Raw genomic sequence first — 23,032 nt, 5'->3', positions numbered from 1 at the left:
AGCATGATGATGAAGATTTTTGTGGATGAAAACCTGGTCGGCCATGGCATCGAAAAGGTTGTTGTTGCCAAAGCGGGAAATGTACAGGTGAAGGCGCCGCTCGATCCGGAAGTGGAAGCGAAGATCAAGAATGTTGAGCAGGAAGTGCTCGATGGGAAGAAGGACTGGATTCTTAACGATCCGATTACGCAGGGGTACGAGAATCTTGTAACCTCCTGCAACCGCAGTATCAAAAAAAATCCGCCGACGGTGCCGGACTTTATTGCCAGCATCAAACGCAGAGGAAGCCTGCCGCATATTAATACAGTCGTCGATATTTATAATCTGGAGACGCTGATTTCCGGTGTTGCGATCGGCGGTCATGATGTGGATAAGATTACGGGTACGCTGCGCTTCATGATCTGCGGTCAGGAAGACAGTTTTACTTCCATCGGCGGCAATACGAAACATGTGGCTGGGACGGATTATGTCTATCGCGATGATCAGGGAATCATTACCTGGCTCGGTACCCGTGATTCAACGTTCTATAAGATCGATGATGATACGCAGAATGTTCTGTTTGTGATTGCGGGCAATGCGAATACAAGTGTTGATCTGCGTCTTGCGGCACTGGAGCGGATTCATCAGGATCTGCTTAAGTGCATGCCACAGCTGACGTTTGCCACGGTCATTGCCGAGGCGGGCAGAGAAACGGAAATCGAATGAGGATCGGGGCCTAAAAAATCCTGCAGTCTCAGGCTGCAGAATGATGCGATTCGAGTTCGAAGTGATAGCGGACAATGCCAAGATCGATGTGCGTCCATGCGCCGATGCCTTAGTTTGCGGACGGCTCCTCTGTTTCCGTGAGATAGACCTGGTTCATTGAACACTCCTGAATAGATTGCACGGTTAATTGTGACATAGCTGATTTGCATCGAAGCGTGTTCCAGCTTTAATCTGCCCTGTATTTCTTCAGGCGACCATTGATGGTTGAGAAACTTGTCTTTTACATATTCGAAGGTTTCGGGGTTCTCCAGAATTTTATGCCGCCTGCATTTCATACGGTGTTCCTGATATATTTCCTCTGCCACTGCGGGAATATATTCGCCATTGATACTGTTACGCTGCAGTTCCCTTGAAACAGTTGCCTTATTTCTGCCCAGACGCTGTGCGATTTCAGTAATAGAACAGACTATGGCACGAAACTTCAGAATCATTTCTCTCTCTACTAATGTAAGATGTTTATTGCAGCACATGGTTATCCTTTCAATGTTGTCTATGCAAACCTCATTGTAATGGATACCTTGTGCTGCTTTTATTACTCATTTCAGGTTGTTGCAGCTACAGTGTATATGCAGAGCCACTTTTCAATATTTGGCTTCGCGCAGCTATTCTTTTGAAAATTTGTGTATTGTGTGTGTATATTGCGCGTATATTACATACCGCATTTTAGACATTCAAATAATGAAAAAACTCGCAAAATATGCGAGTTTCCAAACGTTCTGATTAACGCTTGCTGTACTGCGGAGCGCGACGAGCTCCTTTGAGACCGTACTTCTTTCTCTCCTTCTCACGAGCATCACGTGTCAGGAATCCAGCCTTCTTGAGGACCGGACGATAATCAGCGCTAGCTTCGCACAGAGCACGAGCAATACCGTGGCGCATTGCTCCAGCCTGGCCAGCATAGCCGCCGCCCAGAACGTTGATCTTGATGTCGAACTGTCCCTGAGTCTCAGTGAGAACCAGCGGGCTGTTGACAATCATACGGAGAGTAGCCTGCGGCAGATATTCTTCAAGAGACTTGCCGTTGACTGTGATTGTGCCTGTGCCAGGAGTCATAAAGACACGGGCCGTAGACTTCTTACGACGTCCAGTTCCTTCGTAAGTTACTGTGTTCTTCTTTTTCGTAGCCATTTGTCCTTACCCTTTCCTTACTTTGTGATCTTCAGCTCCACAGGCTTCTGAGCTGCATGCGGATGTTCCGGTCCTTCATAGACGAACAGATGTCCGCGCATGACATCTCCCAGCTTGTTGTGCGGGAGCATGCCCTTGATAGCCTTCTCAACCCACTCAACGGTATACTGCTCACGCATTACCTTTGTGGATCTCACACGCAGTCCTCCCGGATACATGGAATGAGAATAGTAGAACTTCTTCGCATCCTGATCACCGGTAATCTTAACCTTGTCTGCATTGACAACAATTACGTAGTCACCGCAGTCAACGTTCGGTGTGTAAGTCGGCTTGTTCTTGCCTCTTAAAACAGTTGCTACCTGGGTTGCAAGACGGCCCAGTGTGCAGTCAGTCGCATCCACAACATACCAGGTACGCTTGACTTCACTTGGCTTGATCATCGTAGTCTGACGCATCATAATCAATTTCCTCCAATAGATACATGTCTTTACCGGGGACTTGTATTCATTTTGGCAGGTGCCGTATCACATTCTATTAAATACCAGTGTCAAAGTCAATTCCAAATGCAGTTTTTCGCCTATGAAATCCGCATATTTTCAGCGGCGTACCTTCACTTCCCGTAAGAGGAGTCAGACTCGTCTTACGATGCCTGATCTTCCGCGAAAATCAGCTCAGCAGACTTTGCCTGTTCGATCCAGATCATCTGCTTCTTCAGGTCTCTGCGATCGATCATCCACAGCTCTGCAGCGGTCCAGAGAGAAAATGAACCGATCACGGAAACAAGTTCCGTGAAGAATTCATATTCGGTAAGTTCAAGGAAGAAATACAGTCCCAGAAACAAAGATCCGATCAGAATCATCTTCCAGAACCGAATCAGGTTCGCATCCAGGTCCCACTGAAGCTCAAACTGCTCAACCTGATAATGTTCGCGGACCAGATTCCGGATTTCTTCCTGTTCTTCCTCAGAACATGCTCTGCCATGGAACTCAATGCGCAGCTTCACCACAGAAGGAATCAGGTCAGACTTCCGGTCGATGCAGTCGAAGATCTCCTGATTCAGTTCTTTCTGTCCGCCCATCGTCAGCGGATCCAGGACCTCATAATCCTCCGGAATCCGGATCAGAATCCGTCCTTTTCCATCGGAATCGATATATTCCTTCCGGACATAACCTGCCATCTTGGCATTTCTTGAGGCATTGCTCTCAAGATTGACTTTCGGAACTCTTCTGATCATGAATCACCAGCCTGCAGGGCTTTCCTGCAGATATCTCCAGCTGAGGAACCAGCTGTTCTGCTTCCTCAGCATGTTCTGCATCCGTTTCGAGAACTGCTTCTTCCTCCAGGATGCGGAATTCTCCGTAAAGTCTTTCCTCATGCCGATCCGCAAATGCATAGGCACCAGGAACCATCTGATCTCCATCTTCCGGAAGGAACTCCCGGACTACGGACTGATTCGTCTCCGCAATCACCTCGAAGTAATTCACTTCCATAAGGGTCAGTCCTTCCGGCTTGGCATTACGGCGAGCAACGGTCTTGGAGCGTGCCTCCAGAAGGATCTGAATCTGCTCTGGCTTCATTCTGCCTCTTCCGCATTCCAGCAGCGCTGCCGTCATCATCCGTACCATATAGCGCAGAAATCCGCGGCCCCGATACGAAATCACCAGTTCTTCTCCTTCCATGGAGAACGAGATGGACTCTATCGTCCGTACCTGATCCGGCGTCTCTTTCAGAGAATTGGAATTGAAAGACGTAAAATCATGGGTTCCGATCAGATACTGCGCTCCCTGCTTCATCGCCTCCACATTGACCGGATACGGGCACTGATAAGCCGCATCCTTGCGGAATACATTGTATTCACCCAGGTTGATTCGGTAGTCATAGCGCTTATCCCGCACGCAATAGCGGGCATGAAATAGATGAGATACTTTCTCGACCTTCCTGATATGAATATCTCCCGGCAGGAATCCATTGATAGCCCCCTGCCATTTCCGTTCACTCATATCGCGGTCAGTATCAAACTGAAATACCTGACCCCAGGCATTTACCTTTGCGTCTGTTCTGCCAGCCGCAAGAATCGGCGTATGCACTCCGATAATCAGTTCGAVAGCAGACTCAATCTGTTCCTGAACTGAATCCCCATGACGCTGAGACTGCCAGCCGCAGTACTTCGCACCGCAGTATTCAACCGTGCACTTATAGCGGATCATGCAAAATACGAAAGCCAGATCATCAGGCCAAGCACTGCCGCCGAACCGAAGAGCAGAATCCAGTCATTGCGCTGCATCTTCAGAACCTTGTAGCGCGTACGCGGCTCACCAGGAGCATAGCCTCTGGCCTCCATGGCATTTGCCAGATCTTCAGCTCTCTGGAAGGCACTGACAAACAGCGGAACAATCAGCGAAAGAATCGCCATGATCCTCTCTTTCAGCTTTCCTTCCTTCATATCAACACCGCGGCTTTCCTGGGCCTTCATGATCCGGCTGGTTTCATCAATCAGATCCGGAATAAACCGCAGCGCAATACTGATCAGCATCGCAATCTCATGCGAAGGAACTCCGAACCTCTGAAACGGCTTCAGAAGATCCTCAATTCCCAAGGTCATATCAAGCGGCTTCGTCGTCGCTGTCAGACACGTCGTGATCATGATCATCAGCAATAAGCGCACCACAATATACAGCGTCTGCGTGATCGCATCCATATACACCGAAAACCCGAACAGCGTAAACGCAACATCTCCCGTCCGCACGGCCAGGCAGTTGATGATCAGCAGAAAGATCATCATGAACATCATCGGCTTCATGGACTTCAGAATATAGCTGAAACTCAGCTTGCCGATCAGGATTACCGCACTGACCGTCACGAAGATGATCAGATAGCCCAGCCATCCCGCCGGAAAGAAAATCGCCGCCAGCATCAGCAGCATCGCACCGATCTTCGCCCGCGGATCCATCTTATGGATCGGCGAATCCAGAGGCATGTATCTTCCTAATGTGATATTACCCATGATGCTTCACCTGCTTTGCAATGCAAGCCGCAAGTGCCTCCAGCGTATCGGCAGAATCCGGAATCTCAAATCCCTGTGCTCTGAGCATGTCCCGCATGCGGATCAGCGCAGGCGGAAGAATATCCATCTCTTCACACGTTCTGCTATCCCGGAAGAACTCCTTCACCGACGTATGAATCCGCGGGGCCCCGTTTGCCATGACGATCACTTCATCAAAATAACGGAATACCTGCTCCATATCATGTGTAACGGTCAGAACCGTAATGCCCTTCTCCTGATTCAGCCGCTTGAACAGCTTCATCATGGAGATGGTTCCCTTCGGGTCAAGACCAGCCGTCGGCTCATCCAGCACCAGCACCTTCGGCTCCATCGCAAGAATTCCTGCAATCGCAACCCGGCGCTTCTGACCGCCAGAAAGCTCCAGCGGCGACCGCTGCTCAAAGCTTTCATCCAGGCCGACCAGCTTCAGAGCCATCCTCGCCTTCTTCTCCGCATCTTCCAGAGACACGCCGAAATTGCGCGGCCCGAACGCCACGTCCTTGAGCACGGTCTCTTCAAACAGCTGATACTCCGGAAACTGGAATACCAGACCGACATCCCCGCGAAGACTCTTGAGACCCTTCGGCTCTGTTCCTGCTTCAATCGTGCGATCCAGAACCCTCACCGTTCCTGCACTCGGCAGTAAAAGCGCATTGAGATGCTGCACGAGTGTGCTCTTGCCGGAACCCGTCTGGCCGATGATCGCAGTCATCTTTCCCATCGTGATATCCAGGTTCACATCCGTGAGCGCAACATACCGGTAAGGCGTTCCGTCGCTGTAGATATGACTTACATGTTCGAATGCAATCGGCACAGTTCGTCCACCAGTCCTTCCATCGTCAGCGTTCTGCCTACGTTGACGCCATCTTTCTTCAGTTCCCGAATCAGCTTGACACTGAACGGAAGATCCAGTTGAATCTCCTCCAGCTTCTTTTCCTGACGGAAAATCTCTTCCGGTGTCCCGGTCATCGCCACATGTCCTTCATGCATGGCAATAACATAATCACTGCTCACCACCTCATCAATATCATGAGTAATGGAAAGAATCGTCAGTCCTGATTCCTTATGCAGTTCCATGATCACTTTCTTGATTTCTGCTTTTCCCTGCGGATCCAGCATTGAAGTCGCTTCATCAAAGATCAGAATATCCGGATGCATTGCCAGCACGCCGGCAATCGCCACCCGCTGCTTCTGACCCCCGCTGAGATGCGTCGGCTCGCTGCCCAGATAGTCCGTCATCCCGACCTTTGCCGCATACGTATTGATCAGATCATCCATCTGTTCCTGCGGAACACAATGATTCTCCAGTCCGAAGGCTATATCATCCCTGACCGTAGAACCGATGAACTGATTATCCGGATTCTGGAAGACAATGCCGATCTTCGAACGGATGGCTCTCAGATGTTCTTCATCCAGCTCCATCCCTTCGATCTGAATATCTCCGCTCTTTCTCTCCAGCAGGCCCGTAATCAGCTTTGCCACCGTGGATTTGCCAGAGCCATTATGACCGACAATCGTCGTATAAGTCCCTTTTTCCACGGAAAAAGACACCTCTTCTACTGCATTCATTTCCTGATCATAGGAAAATGTCAGATTTCTGACGTCAACAATGCCCATTCCAAGCGTCCTTTCCCATCTGCTCAAAAGCTTACTCATTATAGCAAACGCCACAGTAAAAACCATGCAAAAGCCTGCATTTCTGCAGGCTTCCTGACTTAAGCTTCGATGTTGTACCCCTCGTAGGACCCCTTCAGGCATCCTACCTGATTCGCTACGTTGAAGATATCCGAGAGAATCGCACCATTCTGCGTGAACATCTTATGCACCGCCAGGCACTCCTTTTCGCCAAGATCCTTCGCCTCATAGCCATTCTGCTCCGCAATCGTGCGGAACTGACCCTTCAGATCCTCGCTGTCAAACAGCGCTTTATGCGAAATCGTCACCAGCGTATCTTCCGGATACTCCGTATTGAAGGCATCATTTCTCTTTAACTGCTCCTCGATGTAATCCAGGCTCAGATACGGATACAGCTCTGAGATTTCCTTCACTTCCGGGGCATATTCCTTCGCCTCTGCAGAAGACTCTTTCTTCTGCTCAGAAGAATCCTCATCATCCGAGTCAATCTCAATGAAATTGACGGAATCATCATCGTCTTCTTTCTGCTCCGGTTCTTTCTTCTTCGAAACCGTCTTCACTGCTGCTGTCACAGCGATTGCAGCACCAGTCGCAGCCGCAAGCGCCAGTAATCTACGAAACATATTATCAACCTCTCTATGGAAGACATTCTAGCACAGAGCTGTTCTGAAAAAACAGCGAATTTCCGCCTCAGTGCTTCAGCAGATAAGCCAGAATCTGAACCGCATTCGCCGCTGCTCCTTTGCGGATCTGATCCCCGCAGCAGAACAGCGAAAGCCCGCCGTCAAACACCATATCCGGCCGCAGTCTTCCGACATACACCTTATCCTGGCCAGACGTATCCAGCGGCATCGGATAGCCATCCTTCAGATACACATCTCCCTCAAACTGAGAAATCGCCTCAGCAGCAGCTTCCGCCGAAACCGGCTGCTCGCACTCCACGCTGACCGAAATCGAATGAGACCGGAATACCGGAACTCTCACACACGTGCACGTAACTTTCATTTCCGGATTGTGCAGAATCTTTCTGCCCTCATTGCGCATCTTCAGCTCTTCGCTTGTATAGCCTGCTTCTTTCTCACTGCCGATCCACGGAATGCAGTTATAAGCAATCTGCGCCGGGAAGACCGAAGGCTTCACTGCCTTTCCTTCTGCAATGTCCTTCACTTCCTGCTCCAGTTCGTCAATGCCATGCATGCCGGCACCAGATACTGCCTGATACGTAGACGCAATCACCTTGCGGATGGGGCTGATCTGATGAATCGGCGCAATTGCCATCAGCGTGATAATCGTGCTGCAGTTCGGATTTGCAATGATGCCATGGTGATTCAGCGCATCTGCTCCATTGATCTCCGGAACAACCAGCGGAATATCCTCTTCCAGGCGGAACGCACTGGAATTATCGATATAAACGGCACCGCTATTCCTGATTGCCGGCGCCCACTTTCTCGACGTATCAGCGTCGACTGCTCCGAGCACATAATCCAGTCCTTCCAGCCATGCTTCATTGACCGCATGCACCATCAGTTCTTTCCCTGCAAAAGGCAGAACCTTTCCTTCACTTCTTGGGCTGGCCAGCAATATCAGATCATCGGAGATGATCTTCTGTTCTTCCAGGCACTCCATCATCTGACGCCCGACTGCGCCGGTCGCGCCAAGTATTCCGATTCTCATTACCGCGTCCTCTCTTCCGAAATGAATCTCCGGTAGATGCACCGGATTGCTTTCTCAAAATCCCGATTCATAACACCGACCACGATGCACAGCTCATCCGAGCTCTGGCTGATCGTCTTGATATTGATCTTGTTATGGCCAAACTCTGACAATAGTCTTCCGGACATGCCCGGCTGTTCCTTCATCGCTCTGCCTACCACTGCCACCAGAGCCAGATGTTCTTCGATCCTCACATCCTCCGGATGCAGTTCTTCCTTGAGCCTTCCGACAATGTCATACAGGCAGTTCTGAACTGCTGAGGAACTGACCAATACTGAGAACGTATCGACCGTCGTCGGAACCTCTTCGATGCTGACATGATAGTCTTCAAACGCCTGCAGCATCCTTCTGAGAAAACCTACTTCTGCCGATGCATGATTCTTCACGATCGTGATCGACGTGTAATCCTTTCTGCCCGTGATGCCCGTGATCGCATGCGGCGGATCCGTCCGATCCAGCTCACTGCAGTCATTCAGAATCATCGTGCCCGGATCATCCGGCGCATTCGTATTCCGGATATTGATCGGAATATTCTTGGACTTCACCGGGAACACCGCATCATCATGCAGCACATTGGCCCCCATGTAGCTCATCTCGCGCAGCTCATTGTAATTCAGCCGCGGAATCGCAACCGGATTCTCGACAATTTTCGGATCCGTGACATAGAAGCCGCTCACATCTGTCCAGTTCTCATAGACATCCGCATTCATCACATTGGCAATCACCGAACCGGTGATATCCGAACCGCCCCGGCTCATCACCTTGATGGTGCCATTCGGCAGACTTCCATAGAAGCCCGGAATCACCATGCCCTGGCCATCCGACCGCTCTTCCAGCAGCTGTCCGGTCCGCTGCAGATCAATGTCGCCATTGTAGCGGAACGCAATCACATCCGCCGCATCGACGAACTCATAGCCAAGATACTCCGCCAGGCACTTGCTCGTCAGATACTCACCGCGGCTGACCAGATAATCTGTCGACATTCCCTTCTTCATATAGGAACGGATCGACGCAAACTCCTTCTCCAGATCAATCTGAAGACCGAGTTCTTTTTTGATTCCATAGTACTTTTCTTCAATCTGGGAGAAAATGGATTCATACGAAACCCCGAACCGTACATGCGCCTCGCAGAGATACAGCAGATCCGTGACCTTATGATCCTCCGAAGAAGACTTTCCGCAGGCACTGCTCACGATGAACTTCCGGGAAGGATCAGACAGGACAATCTGCTTCACCTTCCTGAACTGCTCTGCATTCGCAACCGAAGAACCGCCGAATTTCGCAACCTTGATCATGCCTGCACCTCCGCAAGAAAGAGATCCGGATCCGCTGCCTGATTCAGAAGCCCTTCGAGCTTCTTCCATTCCACCTGTTCCGTGATCAGACAGTTCTGATCCAGCTTCTCTGCAACCACCTCTGCAAATACTTCCGGCTGCTTCGTCCGGATATAATAGACACCCTTGCGATCTCTGCAGTTCACCGTTTTCTTCTTCAGATTGCGGGATACTTCTTTTCTTCCTTCAGATACATCAATCAGATCCTGCACCACAGCATGTGCGGTCGGAAGACTTCCTGCCCCCTGGCCCACAAAGCCAGCTTTCCCTAGCGTCCGGCTGAACGATTCAATGCCATTGAGATTGCATGGAATCCGGCTCAGGTAATCGCTGTCCTTCACGAAAACCGGCATCACCATAGCCATTACCGAATCGCCATGATCTTCTGCCCATCCGATCAGCTTGATCGTACGGTTCCTCTCTTCGGCATGAAGCAGATCTTCGCTGTGAATATTCCGGATTCCAAACGTCGGAATGTCCGAAGGATCCACCAATGCATCAAAAGCCTGCGCACAGGTAAGCGCCACCTTGTAGCGGACATCGAACCCATCGATATCATCGCCCGGATTCCGCTCCGCATAGCCAGCCGCCTGCGCGCCTTTCAGCATTTCGTCAAACTCTTTCTGCTCTTCCTTCATGGCCGAGAGAATATAGTTCGTCGTGCCATTGAAAATGCCCCGGAACGAATCAATCGGTTCAATTCTGCGGATCCGCATCAGATTCTCCATACACGGAATTCCGCCTCCGACTGCAGCCTCCATCCGAAGCATCACATGATTCTTTTCAGCAATCTCCATCAGCTCGCTGTAATACGCAGCCAGCATCTTCTTGTTGGAAGATACCACGGACTTTCCATATTCCAAGGCCGTCTTCACATACGTATGAGCAGGTTCCAGCCCGCCCATGCATTCCGCAATCACCTCAATTTCCGGATCATTCAGAATCTCTGATACTTCTGTCGTGATCCGGGCTTCCGTCACTTCCTGCCGGGTGCGTACCAGCATCTTCTCCACTCTGAGATCCTTTACTTCAGCACTTCTGCCGCTGTCGATAATCTCAGCAACTCCGCTTCCTACAACTCCATGTCCGAGCAATCCGATCTTCATAGCAATCCCCTGTATTTCTGAACTGTGCTCAATCCAAGCACAGTTGTATTCAAAACACAAACATAGTATCATACAGGAGTTATCCCTTCAAGGAGAATTCAGACATGCGATATCAGAGTACCAGAAACCACAGTATTTCCGTCACCCCGCAGGAAGCAGTCCTGCACGGCCTCGCCGAAGACGGCGGTCTGTTCGTTCCATCCGAACCCCTGCCTCTGTTAAAATCCGAAGACTATCTGAACAAGAGCTACCAGGACACTGCTCAGAACGTCCTTTCCATCCTGCTGGACGGCTATTCCAAGGATGAACTCCATCGCTCCATCACCAGCGCCTACGATACGAGATTCAATAGTACTGACATCGTTCCGCTCACCAAGGTCAGCGACGGCTGGCTTATGGAACTCTGGCATGGCCCGACCAGTGCCTTCAAGGACATCGCCCTGACCATCCTGCCCCATCTGCTTTCGGAAGCCTATGGCGAAAAAGGAAGAGACGATACGATCGCCATCCTCACCGCAACCAGCGGCGATACCGGCAAAGCAGCCCTCTCCGGCTTTGCAGATGTTCCGCATACCGCCATCACGATCTTCTATCCTTCGGATGGCGTCTCGGAAATCCAGAAGCTGCAGATGCAGACAAGCCGCGGCAATAATGTCATGGTCGTAGCAGTCAGAGGAAACTTCGACGACTGCCAGCGCATGGTCAAGGAAGCCTGCCGCAGCAAAGCAGTGCTGAACGCCTGCCATCATGTGACCATCTCCAGTGCCAATTCCATCAACATCGGCCGGCTTGCCCCGCAGGTCGTATACTATTTCACTTCCTATTCAAAGCTTGTAAGCAATGGTACGATCCAGGCAGGAGATCCGGTGAACTTCGTCGTTCCGACCGGAAACTTCGGCGATATCCTGGCCGGGTATCTTGCAAAGCAGATGGGCCTTCCAGTCAAGAGACTCATCTGTGCCAGCAACTCCAACCATGTGCTGACGGATTTTCTGAATACCGGCACGTATTCTGTCCATCGCCCATTTCATCTGACGATGTCTCCTTCGATGGACATTCTGATTTCCAGCAACCTGGAACGCCTGCTTTATTTTGAAAGCAAGGATGATTCCTTTGCTGCTTCCTGCATGGAACAGCTGAAGAACGAAGGAAGCTACACGATTCCCGAAGACATGCTGAAGAATATCCGCAGCATCTTTTCCGGATACTGGACCGATGAAGAATCCTGTCGCAAAGAGATCAGAACGCTGTTTGAGAATGAACACGTCCTGATCGATCCGCATACCGCAGTTGCCTATCATGCCATGCATGAATACCAGAAGGAAACCGGAGATCAAATTCCGTGCATCGTTCTGTCTACGGCAAGCCCGTATAAGTTTGCGAAGGATGTGCTGAGCTGCATTTCTTCCCAAGTACCTGAAGATCCGTTTGCGGCCATGCAGAAGCTGTCTTCCCTCAGCAATACGGAAATCCCGGCAGGCCTTGCCGAACTGAAAGATCTTCCGATCCGGTTCCATACCGTCATCGAGAATCAGGACGGCATCTCCTTCATCACGAAACGCATGGAGGAGCTCTCACATGATTAAGTTCCGCGTTCCTGCCACCAGCGCCAACCTCGGCCCTGGCTTTGACTGCCTCGGCCTGGCATTGAACTTATACAACACGTTTGAAATCGAACCTTCGGATGAACTGATTCTCGAGAACACGGAACCTCGTTTTGCCAATCCGGATAATCTCTTCGTCCAGGCATTCCGCAAAGCCGGCGGGAAGAATCTCCATGTCCGCTTCGACTGCGACATTCCTTCTTCCAGAGGACTTGGCTCTAGTGCCGCCATGATTGTCGGCGGCATTGCCGCAGCGAAGCTGCTCGGAATTCCTCTTACAGGGAATCAGATCTTTGAACTCTCTGCGGAGATGGAAGGACATCCTGACAACGCAGCGCCATGTATCTATGGCGGGCTGACTGCCTGCATGATCCGCAGCAACGGTCTCTACCTGACTCGGAAGCTTCCGCTTTCCGAAGTCTTTCACTTCACCGTTCTGATTCCGGACTTTGAAGTCTCCACGCATCAGGCAAGATCGATTCTCCCGGAAGCTTATCCGAGAAGCGTTGCAGCCGGAAACGGAGCGCATGCTGTTCTGCTCACCGAAGCATTCCGTACCGGTGATTTCGAGCTTCTGAAAGAAGCTTCGATCGATCAGCTTCATGAACCATACCGGAAGACCCTGATTCCTCATTTCGAGGAAGCCAGAAAGATTGCCGAATCAGATACAGATGGGAAGCTGCTGATCAGCGGTTCCGGTTCTACCTGTCTGCTCATCAGCACAAAGCCGCTCTCCGAAACTGCCGCAGCAGAGATTTCAGGACTTCCGGAAGAATGGAAGATCCTGCCGCTTCAGGCAGCTCATGAAGGAACTGAATATTTCGAGGAAGGAACATGGAAAAAGATTATCTGATCGTTTCCAGAAAGATTCTCCCGGATTACCTGGACCAGGTGATCCAGGCCAGAGATCTGCTTTCTTCCCATGAAGTTTCCAGCGTGACCGAAGCCGTGAAAAAAGCAGGCATCTCCCGCAGCACCTTCTATAAATACAAAGACTATGTCTACCGGGCCGAAGAAGATCTCGGCTCCACGCGGAAAGCTGTGTTCTCGCTTCTTTTAAGGCATGAGGCCGGAAGTCTTTCCGAAGTGCTGACCGCAGTCAGCGAGCATGGCGGCAGTGTGCTGACCATCTCGCAATCCCTGCCGGTTGCCGGCAAGGCAAGCGTCTTGCTCGCACTCGATATCAGTTCGATGTCCTGCAGTCTGGAAGAATTAATGAAGCTCTTAAAATCCATGAAGAGCGTCTGTTCCGTGCATCTTGATTCGATGGAATGAGAACCATACCTGTGATAGAATTCTGACGCAAGGAGAAATCACATGATTGTTATTGAAATGGAAAACGGGCATACCATCAAGATCGAACTTGATGAGAAGAATGCACCGATCACTGCTGCAAATTTCCGCAAGCTTGTCGAAGAGCACTTCTATGACGGACTGATCTTCCACCGGGTCATCTCCGGCTTCATGATCCAGGGCGGCGACCCGACCGGAACCGGTGCTGGCGGATCTGATGAAGAGATTCCGGGAGAATTCGCTTCCAACGGATATCCGAATCCGATCAGGCACGTGCGCGGCACGATCTCGATGGCAAGAACCATGGATCCGAACAGCGCTTCCAGCCAGTTCTTCATCATGCACCAGGACGCTCCGTATCTGGATGGCCAGTATGCTGCATTCGGACATGTCGTGGAAGGCATGGAAACCGTTGACGAGATCGCTGAAACCGACACCGACGCTTCCGATCGTCCGAAGAAGACGCAGCGCATGAAGCGGGTCTACATTGAAGACTGATCAGCAGAACAATTCATACGAATCTGAAAGGAACTGCAGCGCAGTTCCTTTTCTTCTGCTATGCATGCATATAAAAACCTCTGCCGCAGCAGAGGTCGATGATTCAGAACGAAATCTCCTTGTTCTTCGAGAACTTCATGAACAATAAGAGCGAGATGATCGTGGTTGCGGTGAGGATCGTGGCATACGCAGCAGCGACTCCATAGCTTCCTCTTGTGACGTTGATATAAACCTCCAGCGTCAGTGTGATCGTCTTCAGGTTGTAGAGGATGATGGCTGTGGAAAGCTCGGTGATGATCGTGACCCACGACAGGATCGCACCTGACAGAATGCCATTGCCCATCATCGGAACCGTGATCTGGAAGAATGCTTTCATCTTCGAAGATCCGAGCGAAATCGCAGCTTCTTCGATCGACATCGGAATCTGCTGCAGAATCGCAACCGAAGAACGGATCGTATACGGCATACGGCGGATGACCAGTGCGATGACCATGATCACGGCAGTTCCGGTCAGCACCAGCGGCTTCGAGCTGAATGCGATGACCAGCGCAATACCGATGACCGAACCAGGAATGATATACGGAACCATGGACAGCGTATCAATCACTTCATTCGTCTTGTTCTTTCTTCGAACGACGAGATACGCAATCAGAATTGCAATGATCACGGTGATTGCAAGTGCTTCAATGCCGATGATGAACGTATTCGGGATTGCCCGGTCTGCCGACGCAAAGGCGGTCCGGTAGCTGTCCAGCGAATAGCCATCCGTGAACAGCTTTCCGGAAGTCTTCTTGAAGGACGTGTACATGACATATACCTGCGGCATGAAAGCAATCAGCACGACTGCCCAGGCAAAGAAGTTCATCCAGAAGCTCTTCGCTCCGGAAGCCGGATGACGCTCAATCGGATGCAGCGCATTCATTGTGAACTGGAATTTGCTGTTGGCATAATTCTGAATCAGGAAGATCACCGTCGTGATCACGATGGCGATGACACTGACCGCAGCACCGAAGCTGTGGTTCGTTCCTACTTCGGAGAAGTATGCATTGTAGATGATGACCGGGAATGTCCGATAGCCTTCACCGATCAATAGCGGCGTACCGAAATCCGCAAATGCACGCATGAAGACAAGCAATGCACTCGCAAGAATGGTCGGCATGCATAATGGAATCACCACGGTGAAGAACCGCTTCACACTCGTGCAGCCGAGGTTTTCCGACGCCTCCAGCAGCGACTGGTCGACGTTCTTCAGACCGCCGCACACATACAGGAATACAAGCGGGAACAGCTGCAGTGCCTGCACGAGGAAGATCCCCCGGAAGCCGTAGATCGTCGGCAGCGTGATCCCGATCGACTTGAACCATCCGGTGATCAGACCGCTTCTTCCAAGCAATAGAATCCAGGAATACGCACCGATGAACGGAGCCGACATGCTGCAGAGGATGATCAGAACCTGCAGGACACGCTTGCCCTTCAGGTCATACATCGTATAGAAATAGGCCAGCGGAACTCCGATCACCAGCGAAACCAGCGTGACCATGAAGCTGACTTTCAGAGAATTCCAGATCGTCGAGGTGTAATACTTCTTCGCAAAGAACTGTCCGAAATATTCCAGGGTGAAGTGTCCGTCCACATAGACGGCACTGATCAGAAGACGGATCAGCGGATAAATCAGGAACAGGGCATAAAGAGCCAGAATGCCCCAGGAAATTCCTTTCCAGATATCAAAGGACTTCCGGGCATCTGAAGACTTCATTTCCATGGCGGTCATGAAGCTCACGCACCTTTCTTCAGAAGATCCAGGTCATTGACGACGCCGGTCATCAGACTCCTGCTTCCATCCTCATTGAACAGATTCAGTTTTTCAGTCTTCAGAAGCAGATGCACATCCGTGCCCTTCTCAATCATGGAATCAATGCTCGATTCCTGAATGATGACAGCCTTCTCTCCATCCATGAAATGCACGAAATACGTCGTATCAAGACCGAGGAATACCGCATCATCCACAACTGCTTCGACACCTTTTCCACCATCGGAAGGATCCACAACCATTTCTTCCGGACGGATCGAAGCAATCACATCCCGGTCATAAATTTCCTCCGGGCGGATCGTGTTCATCGGCACTTCAAATCCTGCCTTCAGCTGCAGATACGGAACTCCATCCCTGACAGCCAGATGCGCCTTCATCATATTCGTGCGGCCGATGAAGTTTGCGACAAACTGGTTGGCCGGACGCTGATACAGGTTCTTCGGCGTTCCTACCTGCTGAATGTCGCCATGATTCATGACCGCGATCCGGTCGCTGACCGCCATCGCTTCTTCCTGGTCGTGAGTGACATATACCGTCGTGATGCCGACACTGTGCTGAATTTCCTTGATGACCGAACGCATCTCGACACGCAGCTTCGCATCGAGGTTGGAAAGCGGCTCATCCATCAGCAGCACATCCGGCGTGATGGCCAGTGCTCTGGCCAGGGCAACACGCTGCTGCTGGCCGCCGGAAAGACGCTCTGGCATCCGGTCACGGTACTGATCAATCTGCATCAGCTTCAGGAATTTATCCGTCTTCTCCTGAATCTCTTCTTTCGGGAGCTTTCTCTGCTTCAGGCCGAAGGCAACATTCTTCTCGACGGTCATATTCGGAAACACCGCATAGTTCTGGAACACCATGCCGATGTTCCGCTTTGCCGGATCCATGTCATTGATCCGGACATCATTGAAATAGAAGTCTCCTCCTTCAATGGAATTGAAGCCGGCAATCATCCGAAGCAGCGTCGTCTTACCACATCCGGAAGGACCAAGGAGGGTGAAGAATTCACCCTCCCTGATATCCAGTGATAAGTCGGAAATGATGGTATGATCGCCGTATTTCTTCACGGCATCCTTGATCCTGATATTCACACTCATATTCGACTCTCCTGAAAAGAAATGATAAAGCTTACTCTACACTGCTCGTGAAGATATCCGTCCAGCGCTGCTGCCACTCAGCCTTGTGCTCTGCGCAGTAGTCAATGTCTTCATACGCAACGTTGATCTCAGAGAACGGCGTCATCAGATCAGTCGTATTCTGAATGCTCGTATTTGCCGGACGAGCAGTCGTTGTCGCAATTGCCTGCTGTCCTTCATCACTCAGCAGGAAGTCGATGAACTTCTTCGCATTCTCTTCGTGCGGAGCACCCTTGATGATTGCAACCCCTGCCGGCAGCCATACAGCACCCTCAGACGGATAGACCAGCTTCAGGTTCGTAGCACCATCTACCAGCAGACCAACGCACGGATCTTCATAAGAGACACCGGCAGCATACTCACCATCTGCAACTCCCTTGTAGATCTTGGAAGAAGAATCAAGCATGATGCCATCCAGGTTCTTCGCAAATTCTTCGACGAACGTCCATGCGTCCTCATCATATTCGCCAGGAGTTCCCATAACCAGCAGCATATTCGTGAGCTCTGCCCATGCACTGGAGGAGTTAGCCGGATCTCCCATCGCGATATGTCCCTTCAGTTCCGGCCACAGCAGATCTTCATACGAAGTGAAGTCATCCGGATTCAGGCCGAGCTCTGCAAAGACATCCGTATTGACTAAGAGAGCTGCCGAACCATCGAGACAGTAATGGGAAATGATACCTTTATAATTCTGATATTCCTTCGGAAGCAGCGTATCATTCGGAGACGTATATTCTTCAAAGTTATCCGGATACTTCTCCAGCTGCGAAGGATTCATTCCGCCGAACATGACATCACCCTGCGGATTCTCCTTTTCCGAATCGATACGGGTCTGCAGGTCACCGGTACCAGCAGAAATCACTTCCACCTTGATTCCGGTCGCCTGTTCAAACGCAGGGATCGTTGCATTGATCAGAGAATCCGTATTCGGCGAATAGACGACAAGGGTATTATCTCCGGAATCTGCTGCAGCAGAGCTGCCTGCAGAAGCAGTATCGGAAGACGAACCTCCGCATCCTGCCAGGCTTACAGCCATCATGAAGCCAAGAGCGACACTCAAAACGCGTTTCATTATCTTTTCCTCCCTATTTTTGAATGCAAACGCTTTCTGGTTTCATTATCACACGGTACCCTGCAAGATTCAAACATTTTGTGAATTTCAGGTAAAGATATATTTTCATCGGCCATTTCTTTACAATCCGTCAGAAAAAGACTCCTGCCGAAGCAGAAGCCTTCAGATATGTTCTTTCTGTCTCAGACAAGTCCCTGGGCGATCATCGCTTCCGCAACCTTCTCGAAGCCGGCGATATTCGCACCGACTACGAAATCGCCCGGACATCCATAGCGTTCTGCAGCCTCAGAACTCTTCAGGTAGATGCCTCTCATGATCTCCTTCAGCTTGCCATCGACTTCTTCAAACGTCCAGGAAAGACGCTCGGAGTTCTGCGACATCTCCAGTGCAGATACCGCAACCCCGCCGGCATTGGCAGCCTTGCCCGGCATATACAGGAATCCGCTGGAAACCCGTGCTGCCTCATACGCATCTACCGCATCCGCATCAGACGGCATATTTGCGCCTTCCGCGACACACCAGCATCCATGTTCAATCAGAGTCTTCGCATCCTTGCCGCTGATCTCGTTCTGAGTTGCGCACGGCAATGCGATATCGCACTTCACGCCCCATGGCTTCTGACCCTCAAAATACTGAGCTGTCGGTACCTTTTCCAGATATTCCCTGATTCTGCCGCGATGACCCTGCTTGATCTCCAGAACGACATCCAGCTGAATTCCATCCGGATCATAGATATATCCATTCGAATCAGACATCGTGACAACTTTTGCTCCAAGCTCCTGTGCCTTCCTGCATGCATACTGCGCGACATTGCCGGAACCCGAGATGACAACCGTCTTTCCAGCCAGTTCCTTTCCGGCACCTCTTACCATTTCCTCGGTGATATACACCAAGCCATAGCCAGTAGCTTCCGGTCTTGCCAGAGAACCTCCGAAGGAAAGACCCTTGCCCGTCAGAACCCCCTGATACTGGCCGGTGATCCGCTTGTACTGACCATACAGATAGCCGATTTCGCGTCCGCCTACGCCAATATCGCCTGCCGGAACATCCTGGTCCGGGCCGATATACTTATACAGCTCGGTCATGAAACTCTGGCAGAAACGCATGACTTCGGCATCTGATTTTCCTTTCGGATCAAAATCAGAACCACCCTTTCCGCCGCCGATCGGCAGTCCGGTCAGGCTGTTCTTGAACACCTGCTCAAAGCCGAGGAACTTCAGAATCGACTGATTCACGGACGGATGGAACCGCAGTCCTCCCTTGTACGGACCGATCGCAGAATTGAACTGCACCCGGTAGCCCAGATTCACATGAATCTTGCCGGAATCATCCTGCCACGGAACCCGGAATGTGATGATCCGCTCCGGTTCGGTCAGCCGCTCCAGCAATCCGTTCTTCCGGTACAGTTCCTCATTGGCATCCACGGCTGGTGCAATCGATTTCAGCACGCGCTTGGCTGCCTCCAGGAACTCCGGTTCGCCCGCATGTTTTGCGGCAAGTGAAGCATATACTTCTTCAGAATACGACATGTACTAATCCTCCCTCTTCTGAATTGGTTCTTCTTTCATTTCCCTCTCGATCCACGCCATCAGGAGATTCACGATTTTCTCCTGCTGCACCTCGCTCAGCGGCACGCCTTTCGGAACCCGGTACCACTTCTGCAAACAGCCGCGGCAGCAGCACGCACATGCATGCTGAGCCGGGAAGACCGGATGTCCATGCGTCGGCGTCTGCCGGCCATCATGAAGCGGGTATGCCGGTGCCAGCCGTTCCCGCACAAAATCCCTGCAGTGGCTCCGGATGGTATCCATTCCCTTCTTGCGGACATATTCCTTTTCTTCTGCATTCAGATGAAACGACGCCCGGAACGAAGACCTGCTCAGTTTTTCCAGAGCCTCATCGATTGTCTGCATGCACGCCGACCTGTTCCAGCGCAATCAGCGCCGCTCCGATCGAGCCGCAGAGCTGTGAATCCVGAGAGACGAAGATCTTCTCTCCGAGTTTCTCTTCCAGGCACGCGACCACCCCGGCATTCTGCGCCACTCCGCCCGTCATGATAAACGCCGGCTCCATGCCGATCCTGCCGCCAAGCAGCGCAGTTCTGGAAGCGACCGAGCGATTCAAGCCATGGATGATATCTGCGGCCGAAACATTCTGCGCTACCAGGCTGACCACTTCGGATTCCGCAAATACCGTGCACATGCTGGAGATCGTCACTTCATTCTTCCACGAAAGGCCAAGCTCAGACATCTCGGCAAGCGATAACCCGAGTGCTCTTGCCTGCATCTCCAGGAACCTTCCGGTTCCGGCTGCACACTTGTCATTCATCACGAAATTCTTCACTGACCCGTTCTCATCAATGCGGATCACCTTGCTGTCCTGGCCGCCGATATCAATGACCGTGCGGGCATCCGGATTCAGGAAGTGCGCCCCTCTTGCATGACACGTGATCTCAGTCACGGAAGCCGAACCGACACCGATCGTCTCCCGGCCGTATCCTGTCGTCACGATCGCACTCAGTTCTTCTTTCCGGATGCCTGCTTCACGCAATGCCTGTTCCAGCGCTTTCTCCGCGCCGCTGGCCGCACCTGCTCCGGTCGGCAGAATCGCTCGTCCTAGAATTCTATGATTCCGGTCCATGACTACCGCATCTGTGCTTGCGCTGCCGCTGTCGATTCCTGCAACATATACCCGATCAGGATCACTGACCCGGATCGAACTGATCTGACTCATTCCAAGCTCCTCCCGGAACGCCTCCAGCCGCGTCTTCAGCTGTCCGCTGTTCTGCCTTGTCGTATCCGTCTCGATCTTCAGAATCGGAAGATCCGGATTCTTCTTTTCTTCCATGTATTCAAAGCTGTAATAATCGCAGAACTTGATCGTATGGAAGATTTCTCCTGCCGGACGTTTCTGATACTCCGGATTCTTTCCGCCCCGGTAGCACATCCGCATGCATGCCTGATCCTGATTCAGGAGCGCATAAGCATACCAGTGAAAGAAGGAAGCTTCGCTTTCCGCTTCTCTTCTGAGATAGCGATTTCCGGTACACGTATCATCGATCAGTTCAATATCCGGAAACACTTCACCGATCTCTTCTTTCAGAACTCTTCCCCCATGAGCGCCGATCAGCCGCAGAAAGGAACCGGAAGGCTCCTTCCGGGGATTCTTCTGCTGCTTCTGATATGCGTTCACCGCTTCTGAAACCTGAAACGGTTTCCCGGAATACTCCTGATAAGCATCCTTCAGGCGGATCAGTTCCTGCTCGAACAGCTTCAGTTCTGCTTCGCCGTTCTTATGCGGAAGCGGCAGCAGATACAGGAATCTGACGGTGCCTGATGCTTTCAGCACATCATAGACTCTTCTTGTCGCATCACAGCAGTCAGTCAGAATCACGCACTCAGCAGACAGTCTTCTGATTTCTTCAATTACCGCCTTGGCATAGCTGCACATATTCGGATGAGAACATGAATCCGCACACTCAAACCCTTCCGGAGAAGGATCGAGCCGCTGGCAGGTTTCCTGGAACCCCGCCATCAGTTCCTCTGGCACATATCGGCATGAGGTATAGATCATTTCATCCCTCCCAGCATTTCCATGAACGCTCCTAACCGGGTGGAAATCTGCCCGTCTGAGGTATTGGAGCGATCCACTCCGTCCCCATTCAGAATCAGCGTCGGAAATCCCGCCGCCTCCATCTGCTGCTTGATATACGGAGAAGCACCGCACGTCTCCTTGCAGCCCCAGTGGCAGAACAGCACGACGCCATCTGCAGAAACCTTCTGAGCCATTTTCTCCGCCGCCCGGATCCGGTCAGATATCGGACCGTTATACGGATCATAGACCAGACGTTCTGCCATGAAGCGGAACGGATCATCTGTATGATAATTCTGCCAGACATCATAGCTCAGCTCGGTTGCCGCAACGTGCTGGTCAGGCCGGTAATTCAGCAGTTCCTGGGCACTCTTCTGCCAGAACGGATTCGTATGCATCCAGAGAATCCGCTTTCCCTCATCCAGAGACACATGCTCAAAATCTTTTTTCAGAAGCCGGGAATACTCCAGCGCTTCCTCGCTCCCCAGCGCATTATGCATCATCAGCGCTTCATATAATTCCGATGTCAGATCGCCTGGCAGATATCTCGTCTTCCGCAGCGGAATCGTCTTCTGAATATTCCGGATCGTTTCTGCACTGCGATCGGTATACATCTTCAATAAGCCAGGATCAAGACGTTTTCCTTCCCGCTCTTCCAGGGCAGCGGCCAGTTCCTTCAGTTCCTGCATGACATACTCCACGGAATATTCTTCCTTGCGGTATGGAACCTCCACATAAAACTGGGGTGTGCCCATCTTTTCCGACAATGCCCGGAAGGTCAGATTATTCGCATCGCAGGCAAGCGAAGTATTGATGATATAGCGAGTCGAAGGAAGCACTCCAGTCAGGGCTGCTCCCATCACGACTTTATGATAGCTGCAGTACGTATCCGCAATGCCAGCTTTCTCTGCCGCCTCTGCAAATGCCTTCTCGGCACCTGCCCCATTGAGATACGTGGAAAACATCTCCGCGCAGATCGGCGAAATACCGAACGCATGCAGCAGCTCGCATGGCATGAAGATGCTGACCATCGCTGCGTGTTCCGGATGTGAGAAACCGTCAACCATGAACTTCATGCATGCATCAGCCAGATACTGGCGGGATTTCGGCTTACGCTGATCCGGGAAATGATGCTGATACCAACCGAACAGCTTATAGGCCGCAAGGATCTCTTTCCGGATCCGTTCCGGATGTGCTTCTGCATTCTTCCCGACGTGAACGCCGAACTGATCAATGATTTTACTCATAACAGTTAAATTTTACCGTATATTGCTCCCGCACAGCACCAAAATGATTGTCTACTC

General features: G+C 51.3%; 24 protein-coding genes. 5 read left to right on the top strand and 19 right to left on the bottom strand.

All coding sequences use genetic code 11. The features are described from left to right. The first annotated feature begins 3 nt into the window (after positions 1–3). Positions 4–705, top strand: coding sequence for a B3/B4 domain-containing protein (locus FYJ51_RS02620; protein ID WP_235897201.1), 702 nt, complete (start codon positions 4–6; stop codon positions 703–705). Here the strand turns inward: FYJ51_RS02620 and FYJ51_RS13915 are convergent. The 12 genes from FYJ51_RS13915 to FYJ51_RS02560 form a co-directional block, all read right to left on the bottom strand. Next, positions 624–1,235 (bottom strand): helix-turn-helix domain-containing protein, encoded by a 612-nt coding sequence (locus tag FYJ51_RS13915; protein WP_154502873.1) that lies wholly within the window; start codon positions 1,233–1,235, stop codon positions 624–626. The two genes, FYJ51_RS02620 and FYJ51_RS13915, sit on opposite strands and share 82 nt — an antisense overlap. Before the next feature lie 250 nt (positions 1,236–1,485). Continuing rightward, on the bottom strand, positions 1,486–1,893 hold the full coding sequence (gene rpsI / locus FYJ51_RS02610; protein ID WP_105303138.1) for a 30S ribosomal protein S9: 408 nt from the start codon (positions 1,891–1,893) through the stop codon (positions 1,486–1,488). 17 nt (positions 1,894–1,910) lie between these two features. Beyond that, a complete protein-coding gene (gene rplM, locus FYJ51_RS02605; RefSeq protein WP_105304866.1) occupies positions 1,911–2,348 on the bottom strand; it encodes a 50S ribosomal protein L13 in 438 nt (145 codons plus the stop codon). Positions 2,349–2,533: 185 nt separating this feature from the next. Further along, a complete protein-coding gene (locus FYJ51_RS02600; RefSeq protein WP_105303137.1) occupies positions 2,534–3,127 on the bottom strand; it encodes a hypothetical protein in 594 nt (197 codons plus the stop codon). Continuing rightward, positions 3,096–4,100 carry a tRNA pseudouridine(38-40) synthase TruA gene (gene truA, locus FYJ51_RS02595; protein ID WP_154502870.1) on the bottom strand — a complete coding sequence of 335 codons (1,005 nt, stop codon included), beginning with the start codon at positions 4,098–4,100 and terminating at the stop codon, positions 3,096–3,098. The genes FYJ51_RS02600 and truA overlap by 32 nt, the downstream gene beginning before the upstream one ends. Then, the gene (locus FYJ51_RS02590) at positions 4,097–4,897 is read right to left on the bottom strand and encodes an energy-coupling factor transporter transmembrane component T family protein (protein ID WP_105303135.1); all 801 of its coding nucleotides are present in this window, start codon (positions 4,895–4,897) and stop codon (positions 4,097–4,099) included. Before FYJ51_RS02590 ends, truA begins: the two co-directional genes overlap by 4 nt. Then, positions 4,890–5,750, bottom strand: a complete 861-nt coding sequence (locus FYJ51_RS02585) for an energy-coupling factor transporter ATPase (RefSeq protein ID WP_277084517.1) — start codon at positions 5,748–5,750, stop codon at positions 4,890–4,892. Before FYJ51_RS02585 ends, FYJ51_RS02590 begins: the two co-directional genes overlap by 8 nt. Further along, positions 5,726–6,553 carry an energy-coupling factor transporter ATPase gene (locus tag FYJ51_RS02580; protein ID WP_154502867.1) on the bottom strand — a complete coding sequence of 276 codons (828 nt, stop codon included), beginning with the start codon at positions 6,551–6,553 and terminating at the stop codon, positions 5,726–5,728. The genes FYJ51_RS02585 and FYJ51_RS02580 overlap by 25 nt, the downstream gene beginning before the upstream one ends. 98 nt (positions 6,554–6,651) lie before the next feature. Then, positions 6,652–7,194 carry a hypothetical protein gene (locus FYJ51_RS02575; protein WP_154502864.1) on the bottom strand — a complete coding sequence of 181 codons (543 nt, stop codon included), beginning with the start codon at positions 7,192–7,194 and terminating at the stop codon, positions 6,652–6,654. Positions 7,195–7,261: 67 nt separating this feature from the next. Further along, positions 7,262–8,245: an aspartate-semialdehyde dehydrogenase gene (locus FYJ51_RS02570; protein WP_154502861.1), complete on the bottom strand. Its 984-nt coding sequence runs from the start codon at positions 8,243–8,245 to the stop codon at positions 7,262–7,264. Beyond that, a complete protein-coding gene (locus FYJ51_RS02565) occupies positions 8,245–9,579 on the bottom strand; it encodes an aspartate kinase (protein WP_105303130.1) in 1,335 nt (444 codons plus the stop codon). Before FYJ51_RS02565 ends, FYJ51_RS02570 begins: the two co-directional genes overlap by 1 nt. After that, a complete protein-coding gene (locus FYJ51_RS02560) occupies positions 9,576–10,724 on the bottom strand; it encodes a homoserine dehydrogenase (protein ID WP_205946130.1) in 1,149 nt (382 codons plus the stop codon). The genes FYJ51_RS02565 and FYJ51_RS02560 overlap by 4 nt, the downstream gene beginning before the upstream one ends. Positions 10,725–10,828: 104 nt before the next feature. On the opposite strand from FYJ51_RS02560, the gene thrC reads away from it, so the two are divergent. The 4 genes from thrC to FYJ51_RS02540 are packed head-to-tail and all read left to right on the top strand — an operon-like array spanning position 10,829 to position 14,119. Continuing rightward, on the top strand, positions 10,829–12,310 hold the full coding sequence (gene thrC, locus FYJ51_RS02555; protein WP_154502855.1) for a threonine synthase: 1,482 nt from the start codon (positions 10,829–10,831) through the stop codon (positions 12,308–12,310). Beyond that, positions 12,303–13,181: a homoserine kinase gene (gene thrB, locus FYJ51_RS02550; RefSeq protein WP_105303127.1), complete on the top strand. Its 879-nt coding sequence runs from the start codon at positions 12,303–12,305 to the stop codon at positions 13,179–13,181. Before thrC ends, thrB begins: the two co-directional genes overlap by 8 nt. After that, positions 13,163–13,603: an ACT domain-containing protein gene (locus FYJ51_RS02545; protein ID WP_154502852.1), complete on the top strand. Its 441-nt coding sequence runs from the start codon at positions 13,163–13,165 to the stop codon at positions 13,601–13,603. Before thrB ends, FYJ51_RS02545 begins: the two co-directional genes overlap by 19 nt. Before the next feature lie 42 nt (positions 13,604–13,645). Beyond that, positions 13,646–14,119 carry a peptidylprolyl isomerase gene (locus FYJ51_RS02540; protein ID WP_154502849.1) on the top strand — a complete coding sequence of 158 codons (474 nt, stop codon included), beginning with the start codon at positions 13,646–13,648 and terminating at the stop codon, positions 14,117–14,119. Positions 14,120–14,222: 103 nt separating this feature from the next. Here the strand turns inward: FYJ51_RS02540 and FYJ51_RS02535 are convergent, their stop codons facing one another. From FYJ51_RS02535 to FYJ51_RS02505, 7 genes are all read right to left on the bottom strand, one after another. Further along, the gene (locus FYJ51_RS02535; RefSeq protein WP_235897200.1) at positions 14,223–15,890 is read right to left on the bottom strand and encodes an ABC transporter permease; all 1,668 of its coding nucleotides are present in this window, start codon (positions 15,888–15,890) and stop codon (positions 14,223–14,225) included. 5 nt (positions 15,891–15,895) lie between these two features. Further along, positions 15,896–17,026: an ABC transporter ATP-binding protein gene (locus FYJ51_RS02530; RefSeq protein WP_105303124.1), complete on the bottom strand. Its 1,131-nt coding sequence runs from the start codon at positions 17,024–17,026 to the stop codon at positions 15,896–15,898. 31 nt (positions 17,027–17,057) lie between these two features. Then, complete coding sequence (locus FYJ51_RS02525) at positions 17,058–18,137, bottom strand: extracellular solute-binding protein (protein WP_154502846.1); 1,080 nt, start codon at positions 18,135–18,137, stop codon at positions 17,058–17,060. 182 nt (positions 18,138–18,319) lie between these two features. Further along, positions 18,320–19,666, bottom strand: a complete 1,347-nt coding sequence (gdhA, locus tag FYJ51_RS02520; protein ID WP_154502843.1) for an NADP-specific glutamate dehydrogenase — start codon at positions 19,664–19,666, stop codon at positions 18,320–18,322. 3 nt (positions 19,667–19,669) lie between these two features. Next, positions 19,670–20,050: a DUF4186 domain-containing protein gene (locus tag FYJ51_RS02515; RefSeq protein WP_154502840.1), complete on the bottom strand. Its 381-nt coding sequence runs from the start codon at positions 20,048–20,050 to the stop codon at positions 19,670–19,672. Then, entirely contained in the window at positions 20,034–21,710 is a 1,677-nt protein-coding gene (locus FYJ51_RS02510) for an acyl-CoA dehydratase activase (protein ID WP_154502837.1), read from the bottom strand. Before FYJ51_RS02510 ends, FYJ51_RS02515 begins: the two co-directional genes overlap by 17 nt. Beyond that, positions 21,707–22,975, bottom strand: a complete 1,269-nt coding sequence (locus tag FYJ51_RS02505) for a 2-hydroxyacyl-CoA dehydratase subunit D (protein WP_154502834.1) — start codon at positions 22,973–22,975, stop codon at positions 21,707–21,709. The genes FYJ51_RS02510 and FYJ51_RS02505 overlap by 4 nt, the downstream gene beginning before the upstream one ends. Positions 22,976–23,032 lie beyond the last annotated feature (57 nt).

The sequence above is a fragment of the Stecheria intestinalis genome, from assembly GCF_009696165.1.
GTDB lineage: Bacteria > Bacillota_I > Bacilli_A > Erysipelotrichales > Erysipelotrichaceae > Bulleidia > Bulleidia intestinalis.
The sequence above is the reverse complement of the archived record's forward strand: the minus strand, read 5'-3'. Positions and strand labels throughout refer to the sequence as shown.